This window comes from Citricoccus sp. NR2, assembly GCF_027594385.1.
Taxonomy (GTDB): Bacteria; Actinomycetota; Actinomycetes; order Actinomycetales; family Micrococcaceae; genus CmP2.
Genome location: NZ_CP115154.1, coordinates 1644717 through 1661481, shown reverse-complemented (window position 1 = coordinate 1661481; position 16765 = coordinate 1644717). Strand labels below are relative to the sequence as shown.

General features: G+C 64.7%; 10 protein-coding genes. 1 reads left to right on the top strand and 9 read right to left on the bottom strand.

Translation table 11 applies throughout. The features are described from left to right. Positions 1 to 210 precede the first annotated feature (210 nt). The 9 genes from O1A05_RS07820 to rpoB all read right to left on the bottom strand — a co-directional run bounded on the left by O1A05_RS07820 (position 211) and on the right by rpoB (position 15492). Positions 211 to 1977 (bottom strand): FAD-dependent oxidoreductase, encoded by a 1767-nt coding sequence (locus O1A05_RS07820; RefSeq protein WP_270104675.1) that lies wholly within the window; start codon positions 1975 to 1977, stop codon positions 211 to 213. Between the two features lie 76 nt (positions 1978 to 2053). Beyond that, entirely contained in the window at positions 2054 to 2905 is an 852-nt protein-coding gene (locus tag O1A05_RS07815) for an aldo/keto reductase (protein WP_270104674.1), read from the bottom strand. Continuing rightward, positions 2902 to 3744 (bottom strand): sugar phosphate isomerase/epimerase family protein, encoded by an 843-nt coding sequence (locus tag O1A05_RS07810; protein WP_270107462.1) that lies wholly within the window; start codon positions 3742 to 3744, stop codon positions 2902 to 2904. The genes O1A05_RS07815 and O1A05_RS07810 overlap by 4 nt, the downstream gene beginning before the upstream one ends. 91 nt (positions 3745 to 3835) lie before the next feature. Continuing rightward, on the bottom strand, positions 3836 to 5479 hold the full coding sequence (locus O1A05_RS07805; RefSeq protein WP_270107461.1) for an FAD-dependent oxidoreductase: 1644 nt from the start codon (positions 5477 to 5479) through the stop codon (positions 3836 to 3838). Continuing rightward, complete coding sequence (locus tag O1A05_RS07800) at positions 5479 to 6552, bottom strand: zinc-binding dehydrogenase (protein WP_270107460.1); 1074 nt, start codon at positions 6550 to 6552, stop codon at positions 5479 to 5481. Before O1A05_RS07800 ends, O1A05_RS07805 begins: the two co-directional genes overlap by 1 nt. 3 nt (positions 6553 to 6555) lie before the next feature. After that, positions 6556 to 6849 carry a YciI family protein gene (locus tag O1A05_RS07795; RefSeq protein ID WP_270107459.1) on the bottom strand — a complete coding sequence of 98 codons (294 nt, stop codon included), beginning with the start codon at positions 6847 to 6849 and terminating at the stop codon, positions 6556 to 6558. A gap of 108 nt (positions 6850 to 6957) precedes the next feature. Then, complete coding sequence (locus O1A05_RS07790) at positions 6958 to 7764, bottom strand: IclR family transcriptional regulator (protein ID WP_270107458.1); 807 nt, start codon at positions 7762 to 7764, stop codon at positions 6958 to 6960. A 255-nt stretch (positions 7765 to 8019) separates the two neighbouring features. After that, positions 8020 to 11910: a DNA-directed RNA polymerase subunit beta' gene (locus O1A05_RS07785; RefSeq protein WP_270107457.1), complete on the bottom strand. Its 3891-nt coding sequence runs from the start codon at positions 11908 to 11910 to the stop codon at positions 8020 to 8022. 63 nt (positions 11911 to 11973) lie between these two features. Next, complete coding sequence (rpoB, locus tag O1A05_RS07780) at positions 11974 to 15492, bottom strand: DNA-directed RNA polymerase subunit beta (protein WP_270107456.1); 3519 nt, start codon at positions 15490 to 15492, stop codon at positions 11974 to 11976. A 345-nt stretch (positions 15493 to 15837) separates the two neighbouring features. Between rpoB and O1A05_RS07775 the strand changes: the two genes are divergently transcribed. Beyond that, positions 15838 to 16749 (top strand): MurR/RpiR family transcriptional regulator, encoded by a 912-nt coding sequence (locus O1A05_RS07775; protein ID WP_270107455.1) that lies wholly within the window; start codon positions 15838 to 15840, stop codon positions 16747 to 16749. Positions 16750 to 16765: the final 16 nt, after the last annotated feature.

The window sequence follows — 16765 nt, the reverse complement described above, 5'->3', positions numbered from 1 at the left end:
CGCCCTCAGACGACCTTCGCCCACTGCGGCATCAGCAACATTTGACCCTGACACAGGTCGCTGATCACTTCGATACTTCGCCGGGGAAGATCTCCCGGATCGAACGCGGCCAAAGCCGAGATGATCACTTCACAAAGCAGTACCGAAAGTACCTCCTACAAACGCTTTGACACCATATAGGAGCATCACGATAAGCCGACTGCCTAGGGACTACACCTCGTACTCTTCGACGCCGGCCAGGTCGCGCCCGGCCACGTATCCGAAGGTCAGCGCCGGCCCCAGGTTGATGCCGCCGGAGGGGTAGGTGCCACGCATGATGGAGGCGTGGTCATTGCCGGCAGTGTAGAGCCCCGGAATCGGTTCACCGGAGTCGTTGATCACGCGTGAGCGGGTGTCCGCCGCGATGCCGGCGAAGGTGCCGAAGGAGCCGGGACGAACGTGCACGGCGTAGAACGGACCCTTCTGGATGGGCGCCAGCGAGGGATTGGGGCCCACCTTCGGATCCCCGCCGTAACGGTTGAACGGGGAGGCGCCGCGGTGGAACTCCGGGTCCTCGCCGCGATGGGCGTTCTCGTTGAATTCGCGCACGGTCTCGGTCAGCGCTACCGGGTCGATCCCGCACTTCTCGGCGAGCTCCTCGATGGTGTCGGCATTGATGAGGTAGCCGGCCTGAATGTAGGGCAGCAACGGCATCGGGATCGGCTTGGCGAAGCCCAGCGGGTACTTCCGCACGAAGGTGGAGTCCGCGATCTGCCAGGATTCCACCGGCTCGCCGTCCTCGGTGGCCGAAAGCAACCCGTCCACGTAGTCGTAGTACCCGTTGGCCTCATTCACGAAACGGCGACCATTCTGACGCACCCCGATGGAGCCGGGCTTGGCACGGTCCATAATGTGCGGAAACACGCCCTTCTCCCCGTTCGGGTACGGGACCAGGGAGACCGGGCACCAGGCAGCCGGGGAGCGCATCTCGGTGTCGAATACACCGCCGGCCGCCAGCGCCATGTCCAGTCCGTCACCTTCGGATTCACGCGGGGCCAGCGACCAGTGCTCGGCACCGGTCGGCGTCTGCGGGAAGAGCTCACGACGACGCTGCACATCGTTCGGGAAACCGCCGGTGGCCAGCACCACGCCGCGCCGGGCGCGGATGAAGCGGGACCCCTCGGTGGTGCTCACCACGGCACCGACCACGCGGGAGCCGTCGGACACCAGCTGCTGCACGGGAGTGCGCACGAGCAGCTCCACGCCCAGATCGTCCGCAGACTTCACCAGGCGAGCGGTCAGTGCGGTGCCGTTGACCAGATGCAGCGAGCGGCCGCGGGTGACCATGTCCCAGGCGTGCGGGATGACGCGTCCGGCGGCGTAAACCCAACCCTTCGGGGAGAACTGCGAGGCCGAGAGCATGGTGGCGAGGTCTTTGCCGGCCATGATGCCCATGCCGAAGAACGACGTCGGGTAGTACTGACGGCGCATCTTCTTCAGCAGCGCCTTCGGGTAGTTCTTCACGTTGACCGGGGCCGGGCCCACCGAGCGGTTGCCCGTGCCGGCGCCGGGGAGGTCACCGTAGATGTCGTTGATTTTCGCCCCGGTCACGAACTCCAGGTCCGTGCGGTGGTGGAAGAAGTCGACCATGTGCGGGACGGCTTCCAAGAAGGCGTCGATCTTTTCACCGGCAGCCTCTGTATATCGGTCGCCGAGCACGCCGCGCAGGTAGGTGCGGAACTGCTCCGGATCTTCGTCCACCCCCTCGGCCTTGGCCAGCGAAGTGCCGGGAGTCCAGGCCCAGCCGCCGGACCATGAGGTCGCCCCGCCCAGGGCGGCGGCCTTGTCGGCGACGACGACGTTCAGGCCGTGGTAGGCGGCGGTGATGGCTGCGGCGAGGCCGCCTGCGCCACCGCCGGCCACCAGCACGTCGGTGTCATGATGCGGGAGTCCGGCGACGTCCCCGAGGGTCAGGGTGCCGTTGGTCTGCTGAGTCATGGTGTCTCCTGGTACAGAATGAAAGCGGTTGCAGAATCGGTCGGGGGAAGTGCCGTTCCCCAGGGCGCGGCGTGGCCTAGTGGCCGAAGTCGTTCGGGTCCAGGCGCGGACCTGCGCCGGTGTCGAGCGCATCGATCCCGGTCATGTCCTCGTCGGTCAGCTCAAAGTCGAACACGTCCAGATTGGCTTCCTGGCGCCCTGCATTCGCCGATTTTGGCACCGCCACGCGTCCGGACTGCACGTGCCAGCGCAGCGCCACCTGGTGGGCGGTCACGCCGAGACGGGCAGCGGGAGCCGTCAGCGCCTCGTACTCGTTCAGATCAACATCGCGCCCCACCGGGGAATAGGCCGCGGTGAGCGTTCCGGCCTCTGCATTCACTGCGCGCAACCGTGGCTGGGAGGCCAACGGGTCCACCTGGATCTGGTTGATCGGCGCCTGCAGCCCGGCCTTCCGGAGGTCGGCCAGGTGCTCTGCGGTGAAATTGGAGACGCCCCAGGCCCGGATCAGCCCGGCCTGCACCAGCTCGGCCAGTGCACCAGCGGTCTCGACGTACTTACCCTGGTCCGGGTTCGGCCAGTGGATGAGCATCAGGTCGATCTCGTTCACGCCCAGCAGGGTGAGACGCTGCTCAACGGCGGCGCGCACGGCCGCCAGAGGACCGTGGTGCTCGCGGTTGAATTTGGTGGTGAGGAAGATCTGGTCGCGCGGAACTTCGGTGCGGCGCAGAGCCTCGCCGACGGCGTCTTCGTTCCGGTAATTTTCGGCGGTATCCACATGGCGGTATCCGATGCTCAGCGCCTGCACGACGGCGTCAGTGCACTCCTGGCCGACCATCGGCCAGGTGCCAAGTCCGATCTGTGGGATCGTCACGCCGTCGACGTGAGTACCGCTCAGGGTCAGGGATTGCGTGCGTTCTGCCAAGGTCATGCCAGCTCCTCGCCGAGTAGGTTCAGGGTGGTGGTCATCAGGTGCCGGGCCCAGGCTGCGTCGCCGAGCCGGGCCCGCATCTCGTCATTCGGGATTTCCGTCGACAGCGGCAAGGGGGTCTCCATGCCCAGCTCAGCCCGACCGGATTCGACGGCACTGATCATGCCGCGCAGGTCGAGTCCGCCCTCGCCTGCAGCAAAGCGGGTCGAGCGGGACTCTTCCACCAATCCGGCGCGATCCTCGGGTGCCTGGGCGGGAGCATCGCAGACCTGGACCAGGGGAACGTGGCTGGCTACCGCGCGCAGTTCTTCGGTCGTGCCGCCGAAGCGGGCCACATGCAGCGTGTCCACCAGCACCTGAGCCCCAGTGTGCTCGGCGATCGCAGCAGCGCCCGACAGCGAACGCACCGCCTGGTAGCTGATCGGCTCCACCGCGGGGACGATTCCGTGTGGGCGAGCATCGTCAACCATCTGAGCAAGGGTGTCCAGCACGCGTTGGGAGTCAGTGTCGGCCACGGCGACCGTCATCGAGCTGGCCCCGAGAGCGTCGCCGGCCTCGAACATTCTGCGCCAGGCGTCACGCTGATCAGAACCGTCGAGCAGCAAGAATTCGATGTCACGCACCAACACCCCGGTGTCGGCCATCCGCTTCAGCGTCTCGGCCAGCATCGGGGTCCCGGGCTGCACCTCAAAGGGGGTTTCGGCGTCCGTCACCGGGCGCACGCGCACGCCCACAAAGTCGAATCCAGCCTGGGCGGCCAGTTCAACCAGGGTCGGGGGCGCAACCGTCAGAGCGGCGAGTTGGGCCAGGCCAAGCTCGCGTCCGCTGCGGGTGGTCATCTCCGGGTCACCGGCCTTTCGTTAGGAGCAGGGGCGTTCCCCCACTGGTGGACAGTATGGCAGTGCTGTGAGACAGACCACCCGCAAGTTCTCATTGAATGAGAGAACGGCCGACGGCGTAGGCCCGGGTGATGGCCGAGCCGATGGTAGCCCCGCCTCCGGGGTAGGCGTCCTTGAACACGGTGGCGGAGCAGTTTCCGGCGGCGTACAGCCCCCGAATCGGCACACCGTTCCAGTCCAGAACTCGACCGTTGAGGTCCGCGTCCAGACCACCGGCGGTGCCCAGCACGCCCGGGTGCAGTTGCACGGCATAGAACGGGCCCTTTTCCAGCGGCGCCAGGCAGGGATTCGGCTCGATCGCGGGATCGCCCAGGTGGCGGTCCTGCTCGGTCGACCCACGCCCGAACTCCGCATCGACACCCTCGCGAGCGCCGTCGTTGAAACGAGCCACGGTGTCTTCTAGCCCCGGGACGTCCACCCCGATCTTCTCAGCCAGCTCTGCCAGGGTCTCGGCGTGCACCAGCCAAAACGGTGCATCCGCCGGGTCGGTGAAAGGCGCGTGACCGGCGATCGGGTACCGCTCGGCGTAGCCGGCGTCGACCACCAGATAGGCGGGAATGTTGGCGAAGGTCGAGGTCGCCGGATCGATGTTCGCGAACACCCGGGAGAAGTCGTGGTAATTCAGCGCCTCGTTGACGAAGCGGCGTCCGGCACTATTCACCACCACTGATCCCGGCAGCGTGGCCTCCACGTTGCCCATGCGCCCCGAGGGCTTGCCATCGTAGGTAGCGCCGTGTGCGGTGAGCACCGGAACACCCCAGATCGCGGTGGTCTGCGCAACGGCAGCGCCCACACCCAGTCCCAGCTTCAGCCCGTCGCCCTCGTTCGAGGGAGCGGAGATGGGGGTGATGGGGAACTTCAGCAGGGTGCCGCGCAGCTGCTCGGACCACTCGAAGCCGCCTGAGGACAACACAACCCCCTCAGCGCGCACCGTGCCACCGGGGTGCTGCACAACCCAGGTGTCCCCGTCGCGGTCCAGCCCGGTCGCCGGTGCTTCGGTGGCCAGGGTGACGCCGACATCCCAGGCCGAGGCAGCCAGCGCGGAGAGCAGGGCCGCACCCATGGTGCGTACCCCGGCCTGAGCGCGGGATTCCAACAGCAGCGGATCTGGTGCGGCACCGTGGAGCTGATCACGCTCGTCCATGGTGATCAGCGGGAAGTAGGTCGAGGAGCGTACCGCCTCGCGCAGCCCCGGAACATCCGAGGGATCCACGGGACGGTGGTCGAGTCCACGACCGGACGAGGTCGACCCCGGCCATTCGCGGTGGTAGTCCGGCCGGTTCAGCGGCAGGTAATCGACTCGGGTCTTCTCGTCGAGGAAGCGCACGGCCGCAGCCGAGGTCTCGATGTACCAGTCGATTTCCTCTTCACTCATCGCACCGGCGGTGGCCGCGCGCAGGTACTCCTTGCCTGCTTCGGGGCTGTCGGGATGCCCATGGCGCTCCATCAGTGGATTGGCCGGCGCCCACATCACGCCACCACCGGCGGCCGTGGTGCCGCCCAGCTGTGCGGCCTTCTCCAGCACAAGCACACTCCGCCCGCCCTGAGCCGCCACGACCGCTGAGGTCAGTCCGGCACAACCCGAGCCCACGACGACGACGTCCACGTTCTCCGGCAGAGCATCCACCGGGGTCAGCAGCGGCTTCTGCGACGTTTCAGCGGAAGGGCTGCTCATCAGGACTCACTCCGTTTTTCACGTTCACTCAGGTCAGGAAAGTCGATGGCGATCTTGCCCACGCCAGCACTCGGGTCGATCAGGGTGCGGAAGGCCGCATCGAGATCGTGGAAGTGGAAGCGGTGGGTGATCAGTTTCGCCAGCGTGCGCTGATAACGCCAGAGCAGGTCCAGACAGTCCGGGAAGAGGTTCTCGGAGTTGCGCGAGCCCAGCAGGTCGATCTCCTTGGTGGGCAGACGCCGCATCGAGAAGCTCAGCTCGGCCTCGGAAATGCCCACGCACACCACACGTCCGGCGGTGGCTACCAGGTCAATACCGCCAGCCACCGAGGCGGGCACGCCCGTAGCGTCAATGATCAGCGACGGACCATCACCATCGGTGAGCTCATCCAGCACGCTGCGCTGCTCGTCATTCGGGAACGCACCCAGGACCTTCATGGCCCGGTCAGCGCCGAACTCGCGGGCCAGATCCAGGCGAGCATCCTGGGTGTCGGTCACCGTGACGTCGCAACCGATGTCCTTCAGGTACACCGTGGCGAGCAGCCCGATGGGCCCAGCCCCGGCGACGACGACGCGCTCTCCGGCCACCGGCTGACCCCGACGGCAGGCCTGCATGGCGATGGAGATGGGCTCGACCAGTGCGGCCACACCCAGATCGATACCTTCGGGAACCCGGTACAGGTGGTCCAGCGGAACCAGCTGCTCGGTCACTAGGGAGCCGTCTTCGTAACAGCCGTACACGCTCATCCGACGGCAGGCGTTCACCCGACCAATGGAGCAGGCGTGGCATTCCCCGCACCAGAACATCGGCAGGATGACCACCGGGTCGCCGACGTTCCAGCCGGACTGCACGTCGGCCGCATCCAGCTCGGCGATGACGCCGGAGGCCTCATGGCCCTGGATCATCGGGAGTTCGGAGGCGTAGTCGTCATCCCAGATGTGGGCGTCGGTGCCGCACAGGGTGACGGTGTGCATCCGCACCACGGCGTGGCCCGGACTCGGCTGCGGCACCTCGAGAGTTTGGTAATCAATGCGGCGTTTCGAGGTGGTGACCGCGGCTTCAGTGGTGGTCATGGATCACTCGGCTCCGTCAATGGAGCCAAAGACGATGTTCCACCGGCGCACCTGACGCTCGGCCACGAAACCATCGGAGAAGAAGGGATCGCCGTCCATGATCTTCTCGACTTCTTCCACGCTTTCGCCGCGGATGATCAGCAGGGCGCCCAGCGGGTCACCTTCGGTCAGGCGGCCGGAAACCAGCAGCGTGCCAGCGGAGTGCAGTTCGCTCAGGAAATCAACGTGCGCGGGGCGTGCCGCGGTCATCTCGTCGGTCTCGGGTACGTAGGTGTAGTTCACAGCGTAAGCGGCCATGGCGATTCCTTGATCGTTGGGGAGCACCCCGCGATCTACCGGGGCGCTGTCCTCCGATCCTCCTGAGCGTGGGCCAGGTCACGCCAGGTAGATCCCGTTGAACAGCAGTTACGACAGCTCCCGACTCGCTGGTCCCTCGCGGTATGGGCGTTGGACGGAGTGACTGATCCATTGGGAGAGACCGTGGGCCGCAGCGCGCAACACGGGGACCTGCACCGCGAGGTTGATCTGGTCGACGGGCACCACCACGCTCAGCGCGCCCTGGACCTTGCCCTGCGGCCCGAAAACGGGCGCCGCGGTGCCGGAAGAGCGTGGGTGCAGCACGGCACGGGAATGCGCGTAGCCTTCTGCCCGGACCTGGGCCAGAGTGCGTCGCAGGTCATCGGTGGTCAGCCCGCGCTCGGTGATCCACCGGTCGCGGTGGGCCGCGGCCAGGTAGCGTTCCTGGACGTGGCGGGGGCTGAAGGCGACCATTGCCAGTCCCGGGGCCGAGGAGAGCACGGGGAGCCGTCCGGCGATCTTGGTCAAGTCTGCCGGGTCGGGATGGGAGACAAGTCGCTCCAAGTAGATGATAGAGCCGGCCTGTGCGTCCAGGATCGCCAGGGAGACATTCTGGTCCAGGGTCTGGTGCATGCCCTCCAGGAACGGCTTGGCCGCTTGGGAGAACTCCTGGTAAAACGACGAGCGCTGGGTTAGCTCCCAGAGCGTCAACCCGATTTCGTACTGATTTTGGTCGGTCTTCGACAGGAGCCCTTCCAACACCATGTCCTGCAGCAACCGGTGGGCGGTCGAGAGGGACAGGGAGGCGCGCTCGGCCAGCTCGGTGGCGGTGAGGCGGGGGTGCTCGGCGTCGAAAGCCTGCAGGATCCTGGTCAACCGTTGCACCACGGATTCACCGGATCGGGAGTTTGCCATAGCCCCAGTGTACGGATTTCCTACATTGGGCTCCGTCCATGGGCGGTTGTTCGCCACGGGCGCCGAGCCTCAGGTGGTTTCTACCATCACTATCCCATCTTGAGCAGGAGAAATTCCATGATGGCGTTGGTGGTGCCGGTGCTCGGCCCGTTGTTGGCAATTGTTGCCATACGGACGGCGAAAACCTCGAGGGCCTAAGACGACGACAGCCCCGACGCACTGCGTCGGGGCTGTCGATTATTTCTCAGCGGTGGATCAGCGGAAATCTCCGCCGATGCCGTACTCGTCCAGGCTGATCGCGTGGAATTCCGGGGTCATGGACTGGTCCATGCCGGGGTAGTCGAAGTCCGCGTAACCGGCCGGGCCGGAAAACAGGTTCGCCTTGGCTTCCTCGGTGGGCTCCACGGCGACCTTCACATAGCGGTCCAGGCCGGTACCGGCCGGGATCAGCTTACCGATGATCACGTTCTCCTTCAGACCCAGCAACGGATCCGACTTGCCTTCCATGGCGGCCTGGGTCAGCACCCGGGTGGTCTCCTGGAAGGACGCGGCCGACAGCCACGAGTCCGTGGCCAGCGAGGCCTTGGTGATGCCCATGAGCTCGTCACGTCCGGAGGCCGGCCGGTTGCCCTCGCCCACCGCCTGCTTGTTGGCGGCGATGAAGCGGGCGCGGTCGGTCAGCTCGCCCGGCAGCAGCCCGGTGTCGCCGGACTCGATGACGGTGATCCGACGTAGCATCTGGCGGACGATGACTTCCACGTGCTTGTCGTGGATGCCCACACCCTGCGACTGGTAGACGTCTTGGACCTCCTTGACGAGGAACTTCTGTGCGGCACGGGGGCCGAGCACGCGAAGCACCTGCTTGGGGTCGACGGCGCCAGCCACCAGCTGGGTGCCGACGGCGACGTGCTCGCCGTCTTCCACCAGCAGACGCGAACGACGCAGCACCGGGTAGATGATCTCCTCGGAACCATCGTCCGGAGTCAGCACCAGACGGATCTGGGACTGGTCGTCCTCGATGCGCACACGGCCGGCCACCTCGGAGATCGGAGCGACACCCTTGGGGGTACGCGCTTCGAAGAGCTCCTGAATACGGGGCAGACCCTGGGTGATGTCGTCTGCGGAGGCGACACCACCGGTGTGGAAGGTACGCATGGTCAGCTGGGTACCGGGCTCACCGATGGACTGGGCGGCGATAATGCCCACGGCCTCGCCGATGTCCACCAGCTGGCCGGTGGCCATGGAGCGGCCGTAGCACTTGGCGCAGGTGCCGACAGCGGACTCACAGGTGAGCACGGAGCGGACCTTGATCTCGGTGATCCCGGCCTGGATGAACTTCTCGATGAGCACGTCGCCCACGTCTTCGCCAGCGGCGCCGAGGACGGTGCCCTCGGAGTCGGTGACGTCGACAGCCAGGGTGCGAGCGAAGGCGGAGGTCTCCACGTTCTCGTCGCGCACCAGCTCGCCGTTGTAGTTGGCGGAGGCGATGGTTTCGGCCAGACCGCGGGAGGTGCCGCAGTCTTCCTCGCGAATGATGACGTCCTGGGAGACGTCGACCAGACGACGGGTGAGGTAACCGGAGTTCGCGGTCTTCAGCGCGGTATCGGCCAGACCCTTACGTGCACCGTGGGTTGCGGAGAAGTACTCCAGCACCGACAGGCCCTCGCGGTAGGAGGACTTGATCGGACGCGGGATGATCTCGCCCTTCGGGTTGGCCACCAGGCCACGGATACCGGCGATCTGGCGGACCTGCAGCCAGTTACCACGAGCGCCCGAGGACACCATGCGGTTGATGGTGTTCAGACGCCCCATGCCGGCCTGCATGGCTTCGGCGACCTCGTCGGTGGCCTTGTTCCAGATGTCGATCAGCTCGGCACGACGCTCCTCGTCGGCGATCAGACCGGTGTCGTACTGCGACTGCACCTTCTGCGCCTGCTCTTCGTAGCCCTCCATGATGGAGGCCTTATCGAAGTCGGAGGTGATGTCGGAGATCGCCACGGTCACGCCCGACCAAGTACCCCAGTGGAAACCGGCATCCTTGAGGTTGTCGAGGGTGGCAGCGGTCTGCACCATCGGGTAGCGCTCGGCGAGATCGTTGACCAGTGCCGAGAGGGTGCCCTTGGTGGCCTGACGGTCCACCCACGGGTAGTCCTCCGGCAGCAGATCGTTGAACAGCACCTTGCCCAGGGTTGTGGTGATCAGGGCGGTCTGACCGGGCTCCCAGCCTTCCGGCGCCGGAGCGTCGGCCGACGGCACGAAGCCGTCGATAGCGATCTTCACAGGAGCGTTCAGGTGCAGCGCCCCACCGTCGAAGGCCATGATGGCTTCGGAGACGGTGGAGTACTCGTTGCCTGCGCCTTCGGCGTCATCACGAGCGGTGGTGAGGTGGTTCAGGCCGATGATCATATCCTGAGCCGGAACGGCCACAGCGCGACCGTCCGAGGGCTTCAGGATGTTGTGGCTGGAGAGCATCAACAGGCGTGCCTCGGCCTGAGCCTCGGGGCTCAGCGGCAGGTGTACGGCCATCTGGTCACCATCGAAGTCGGCGTTGAACGCGCCACACACGAGTGGGTGCAACTGCAGAGCCTTACCCTCAACGAGCTGAGGTTCGAAGGCCTGGATGCCCAGACGGTGCAGGGTGGGTGCACGGTTGAGCAGCACCGGGTGCTCGGTGATGACCTCTTCGAGGACATCCCACACCTGTGGGCGGAAACGCTCCACCATCCGCTTGGCGGATTTGATGTTCTGAGCGTGGTTCAGATCCACCAGCCGCTTCATGACGAACGGCTTGAAGAGCTCCAGCGCCATCTGCTTGGGCAGACCACACTGGTGCAGCTTCAGCTGCGGGCCGACGACGATCACGGAACGACCGGAGTAGTCCACGCGCTTACCAAGGAGGTTCTGACGGAAACGACCCTGCTTACCCTTGAGCATGTCGGAGAGCGACTTCAGCGGACGGTTACCCGGTCCGGTGACCGGACGACCGCGACGGCCGTTGTCGAACAGCGAGTCAACCGCTTCCTGGAGCATGCGCTTCTCGTTGTTCACGATGATCTCGGGGGCCCCGAGATCCAGCAGGCGCTTCAGGCGGTTGTTGCGGTTGATCACACGACGGTAGAGGTCGTTGAGGTCCGAGGTGGCGAAACGGCCGCCGTCGAGCTGGACCATCGGGCGCAGTTCCGGCGGGATCACCGGGACGGCGCCGAGGACCATGCCCTCGGGCGAGTTGTCGGTGGTCATGAAGGCGTTGACGACCTTCAGTCGCTTCAGCGCACGGGTCTTGCGTTGGCCCTTGCCGTTCTGGATGATCTCACGCAGCGACTCAGCTTCGGCTTCGAGGTCGAAGTTCTGCAGACGTCGCTGGATGGACTCGGCACCCATGGAGCCTTCGAAGTACTGGCCGTACTTGTCACGCATCGCACGGAAGAGACCCTCGTCTCCCTCGAGGTCGGAGACCTTGAGGTTCTTAAAGCGGTCCCAGATCTTCTCCAGGCGCTCCAGCTCGGCGTCGGCGCGCTTACGCACCTGCGCCATCGTCTTGTCGGCGAGGTCGCGAGCCTTCTTCTTCTCGGGTGCCTTGGCGCCCTCGGATTCCAGCTTGGCGAGGTCCTGCTCGAGGTCAGCAGCCACCGCAGCGATGTCGGCGTCGCGCTGATCGGCCAGGTACTTGGCTTCCTGGTCGTACTCAGCCTGCAGGTTCGGCAGATCCCGATGGCGAGCTTCCTCGTCCACGGAGGTGATCATGTAGGCAGCGAAGTAGATGACCTTCTCGAGGTCTTTCGGCGCCAGGTCCAGCAGGTAACCCAGGCGTGAGGGCACGCCCTTGAAGTACCAGATGTGGGTCACGGGTGCGGCGAGCTCGATGTGGCCCATGCGGTCGCGACGCACCTTGGAGCGGGTCACCTCTACGCCACAGCGCTCACAGATGATGCCCTTGTAGCGCACGCGCTTGTACTTGCCGCAGTAGCACTCCCAGTCACGAGTGGGTCCGAAGATCCGCTCACAGAACAGGCCGTCCTTCTCGGGCTTCAGAGTGCGGTAGTTAATGGTCTCGGGCTTCTTGACTTCGCCGTAAGACCAGTTTCGAATATCTTCGCCGGTGGCCAGGCCGATGCGCATAAGGCCGAATGAGTTTTCAGTGGACATGGTCCGTTGAACTCCTGATGTCTAAAAGTGGATGACGTCTTGTGCGGGCTGGTGAACCGGGTCTCAGACTTCCTCGACCGAGCTGGGCTCGGCGTGGGAGAGGTCGATTCCCAGCTCATCGGCGGCCCGGAATGATTCCTCATCCGAGTCACGCATTTCGATGGTCTGGCCTTCGGTGGAGAGGACCTCCACGTTCAGGCAGAGTGACTGCATCTCCTTGATGAGCACCTTGAAGGATTCGGGAACGCCCGGCTCCGGGATGTTCTCGCCCTTGACGATGGCCTCGTAGACCTTGACGCGTCCGTGGATGTCATCGGACTTGATGGTGAGCAGCTCCTGCAGCGTGTAGGCGGCGCCGTACGCTTCCAGGGCCCACACTTCCATCTCACCGAAGCGCTGACCGCCGAACTGCGCCTTACCGCCCAGCGGCTGCTGGGTGATCATGGAGTACGGTCCGGTGGAACGCGCGTGGATCTTGTCATCCACCAGGTGGTGCAGCTTCAGCATGTACATGTAGCCCACGGAGATCGGGTCCGGGAACGGCTCACCGGAGCGGCCGTCGAACAGTTGCGCCTTACCGTTGGTTCCCATCAGACGATCGCCGTCGCGGGTCTTGTTGACATGGCCGAGCAGTCCGGTGATCTCGTCTGCTTCTGCACCGTCGAAGACGGGGGTAGCAACGGTGACCTTGCCGGATTCGCGAGGCAGGTTCGGCAGATTCTTGATCCATTCGGGCTCTCCCTCGATGGTCCAGCCGTTAGCGGCGGCCCAACCGAGGTGCAACTCCATGACCTGGCCTAGGTTCATACGACCGGGCACACCCAGCGGGTTCAGGATGATGTCGACGGGGGTGCCGTCCGCGAGGAACGGCATATCCTCCATCGGCAGAATCTTCGAGATGACACCCTTGTTGCCGTGGCGGCCGGCCATCTTGTCACCGTCGGTGATCTTACGCTTCTGCGCCACGTAGACGCGGACCAGCTGGTTCACGCCCGGGGGCAGATCGTCGTCTTCATCGCGGTCGAAGATGCGCACACCGATGACGGTGCCGGACTCGCCGTGGGGCACCTTCAGGGAGGTGTCACGAACTTCCTTGGACTTCTCACCGAAGATGGCGCGCAGCAGGCGCTCCTCCGGGGTCAGCTCGGTCTCACCCTTCGGGGTCACACGACCCACCAGGATGTCGCCAGCTTCCACCTCGGCACCGATGTGGATGATGCCGCGCTCGTCGAGCTGGGACAGCACCTCATCAGAAACGTTGGGGATGTCGCGGGTGATTTCCTCGGCACCGAGCTTGGTATCGCGGGCATCGACCTCGTACTCCTCAATGTGGATCGAGGTCAACACATCGTCGGAGACCATGCGCTGGGAGATGATGATGGCGTCCTCGTAGTTGAGGCCCTCCCACGGCATGAAGGCGACCAGCAGGTTCTTACCCAGGGCCAGCTCACCATTGTCGGTGGAGGGACCGTCGGCGATGACCGAGAGCTTCTCGACGCGATCGCCCTCGGTGACCCGGACACGCTGGTTGTATGCGTTGCCCTGGTTCGAGCGGGAGAACTTCATAATCGGGTAGTGCTGGGTGGTGCCGTCGTCGTTCATGACGGTCACCAGGTCAGCAGCAACTTCGGTGACCACACCGGGGGCGTCAGCGGTGACGGAGTCACCGGCATCCACGGCCACATACTTCTCCATACCGGTACCGACCAGCGGAGCCTCCGACTCCAGCAGCGGCACCGCCTGACGCTGCATGTTCGCGCCCATGAGCGCGCGGTTGGCGTCGTCGTGCTCGAGGAACGGAATCAGCGCGGTTGCGGCAGACACCATCTGGCGCGGGGAGACGTCCATGTAGTCGATCTCATCGATGGCAGAAAGCACGGGCTCACCGTCACCGCCACGCTGGCGGCAGAGCACGAGTTCTTCGGCGAAGGTGCCGTCTTCGTTGAGCTGCGCGTTGGCCTGAGCAATCTGTGCGTCCAGCTCATCGTCAGCGGTCAGGTACTCGACCTGGTCGGTGACCTTACCGTCGACCACCTTGCGGTACGGGGTCTCGATGAAGCCGAAGGCGTTGATACGACCGAAGGTCGCCAGCGAGCCGATCAGACCAATGTTCGGGCCTTCAGGGGTCTCGATGGGGCACATACGGCCGTAGTGCGAGGGGTGCACGTCACGGACTTCCATGCCGGCGCGGTCACGAGACAGACCGCCCGGGCCCAGCGCGGACAGACGACGCTTGTGCGTCAGGCCAGCCAGCGGGTTGTTCTGGTCCATGAACTGCGACAGCTGCGAGGTTCCGAAGAATTCCTTGATCGAGGCCACCACGGGGCGGATGTTGATCAGGGTCTGCGGGGTGATCGCTTCGACGTCCTGGGTGGTCATGCGCTCGCGCACGACGCGTTCCATGCGAGACAGGCCGGTGCGGATCTGATTCTCGATCAGCTCGCCGACCGCGCGGATACGACGGTTGCCGAAGTGGTCGATGTCGTCGCGCTCCACGCGAACGTCGACCTCTTCACCGTTGCGCTGGCCCTTGATGGTCTTCTGACCGGCGTGCAGGGCGCAGATGAAGCGGATCATCTGAGCGACGTCGTCTTCAGTGAGCACCGAGGAAGCCGGGTCGCCCAGCGGGGCGTCGACGCCGAGCTTGCGGTTCAGCTTGTAGCGGCCGACCTTAGCCAGGTCGTAGCGCTTCTCGGTGAAGTACAGGTTCGACAGCAGCGACTGTGCGGCGTCAACGGCAGCGGGCTCGCCCGGACGCAACTTGCGGTAAATGTCGAGCAAGGCCTCGTCCTGGCCTTCGGTGCCGTCCTTCTCCAGGGTCAGACGCATGGAGTCGTAGTCGCCGAACTCTTCCAGAATGCGGGACTCGGACCAACCCAGGGCCTTGAGCAGCACGGTGACGGGCTGCTTGCGCTTGCGGTCCAGACGGACGGAGACCTGATCACGGCGGTCAATCTCCAGCTCGAACCAGGCGCCGCGCGAGGGGATGATGCGCGCGGTGAAGACGTCCTTGTCGGTGGTCTTATCCGGAGCCGACTCGAAGTAGGCGCCCGGGGAGCGAACGAGCTGCGACACGACGACACGCTCGGTGCCGTTGATGACGAACGTGCCCTTGTCGGTCATCAGCGGGAAGTCGCCCATGAACACGGTCTGCTGCTTAATCTCGCCGGTGTTGTTGTTCATGAACTCGGCTTTGACGTACAGCGGCGCGGCGTAGGTGGTGTCGCGTTCCTTGCACTCGTCCACCGGCATCTTCGCATCAGCGAACTCCGGCTCCGCGAAGGAGAGTGACATAGTGCCCTGGAAGTCTTCGATCGGAGAAATCTCCTCGAAGATGTCGGCCAGGCCGGAGGTCGCGGCGATCGAATCGTCGCCGATCTCCTGGGCGTGGGCGACGCGTGCGGTCCAGCGCTCGTTGCCGACGAGACGGTCGAATGACTCCGTCTGCAGTGCCAGCAGATCCGGCACGTCCAACGGCTCATGGATCTTCGCGAACGAAATACGTCCGGCGCTGGCGGCTGAACGAGGCGAAACGTTCTGGTTGTTAGCGGCTGAATTTTCAGAGGTGCTCGAAGCGACCAAGAGGGATCCTTTCACAGACCTTCTTTGTTTTCGTTCGTGTCCACCGCTTCCCGACTCCCTGCCGTCGAGAAACGATCACCACGGTGGCCCACCGCTATATGAAGGCTCATACCGTGTACCGTGTATCTTGGTTGCATCACCTGGTCGCGCGGGGCCGATCTCACCGAAGTGACGTTGACTCGAACGCAAGCAGGCACAGCGAACCCAAGATGGGGATACGCAAAGAACCAGCATAGCTGACGACGCCACGCGCGTCCACCCCAGCACTCGTCAACCGCGCAGAGATGTGTTATTGAGGTGCAGCCGCTCCCCTGGTAGCACCAGAAGCGGCACTAGGATTGCGACATGACTGACATCAGCCCGCCGCGCACCCATCAGGCATTTATTGCTCATGTTCGCGCCAGCGCCGGCCAGTTCGGCCCCGCGGAGAAACGGGTGGCCGAGGCTCTCGTCTCCGACATCGACGAGATTACAGCGCTGGCCACCTCTCAAATTGCTCGCCGCGCCCAGACGTCCGCAGCAACGGTGGTGCGGACCTGTCAGCGATTAGGTTACAGCGGCTACAACGCGCTGAAGGCGGAGCTGACACGGTTCCAATACCTGCAACCCAGCACAGCAGACGCCGACACTCCATCCACCGACATCGACTCCCCCTCAACGATCATCGACCGCGTCTTCTCAACCGCGCAGGCCGATCTCGCCAGCGCCGTCACTCTACTGGACCGAAAGTCCTTCGATCGCGCCGTCGATGTATTGAGCTCCGCCCAGCGCATTCTCTTCGTCGGATCCGGTGAGTCGGCGACCCCTGCCCAGGACGCGGCGCTGCGCTTCACCATGGGCGGCCGGCAGGCGGTGGCACCGGTGGAGACTCTCTCACAGCAGTTCACGGCTCGACTCCTGAGCAAGGAGGACGCCTGTGTCGCGATCAGTTTCTCCGGTGCCAACAGACACACCCTGGACGCGGTCTCGGCGGCCCGCTCGGCCGGGGCACGGATCATCAGCATTACCAGTTCCGGGGTCTCCCCCTTGGCCCAACGGGCCGACGTTTCACTGGCCACAGGATCTCCGACCCAGGAAACTGACGTGTTCGTGGGCCGCATCGCGCATACTCTGGTGCTCAACGCACTCAACCTCGCGATCCAGCAACAATCCGGCGAACCTGCTTTCGGCCCGTCCCAAGACCTGATAGACGTGTTCGCGCGCACACTTCGCCCCGAAATCCCGTCCGAGTTAGACGTGCCAGACGCGCAGCAGTGAACAGGGTTATTCCGAC

Bases quoted from the DNA above. Each gene is read 5' to 3' on its own strand.
- O1A05_RS07820 (WP_270104675.1), bottom strand. From the start codon at position 1,977: ATGACTCAGCAGACCAACGGCACCCTGACCCTCGGGGACGTCGCCGGA.
- O1A05_RS07815 (WP_270104674.1), bottom strand. From the start codon at position 2,905: ATGACCTTGGCAGAACGCACGCAATCCCTGACCCTGAGCGGTACTCAC.
- O1A05_RS07810 (WP_270107462.1), bottom strand. From the start codon at position 3,744: ATGACCACCCGCAGCGGACGCGAGCTTGGCCTGGCCCAACTCGCCGCT.
- O1A05_RS07805 (WP_270107461.1), bottom strand. From the start codon at position 5,479: ATGAGCAGCCCTTCCGCTGAAACGTCGCAGAAGCCGCTGCTGACCCCG.
- O1A05_RS07800 (WP_270107460.1), bottom strand. From the start codon at position 6,552: ATGACCACCACTGAAGCCGCGGTCACCACCTCGAAACGCCGCATTGAT.
- O1A05_RS07795 (WP_270107459.1), bottom strand. From the start codon at position 6,849: ATGGCCGCTTACGCTGTGAACTACACCTACGTACCCGAGACCGACGAG.
- O1A05_RS07790 (WP_270107458.1), bottom strand. From the start codon at position 7,764: ATGGCAAACTCCCGATCCGGTGAATCCGTGGTGCAACGGTTGACCAGG.
- O1A05_RS07785 (WP_270107457.1), bottom strand. From the start codon at position 11,910: ATGTCCACTGAAAACTCATTCGGCCTTATGCGCATCGGCCTGGCCACC.
- O1A05_RS07775 (WP_270107455.1), top strand. From the start codon at position 15,838: ATGACTGACATCAGCCCGCCGCGCACCCATCAGGCATTTATTGCTCAT.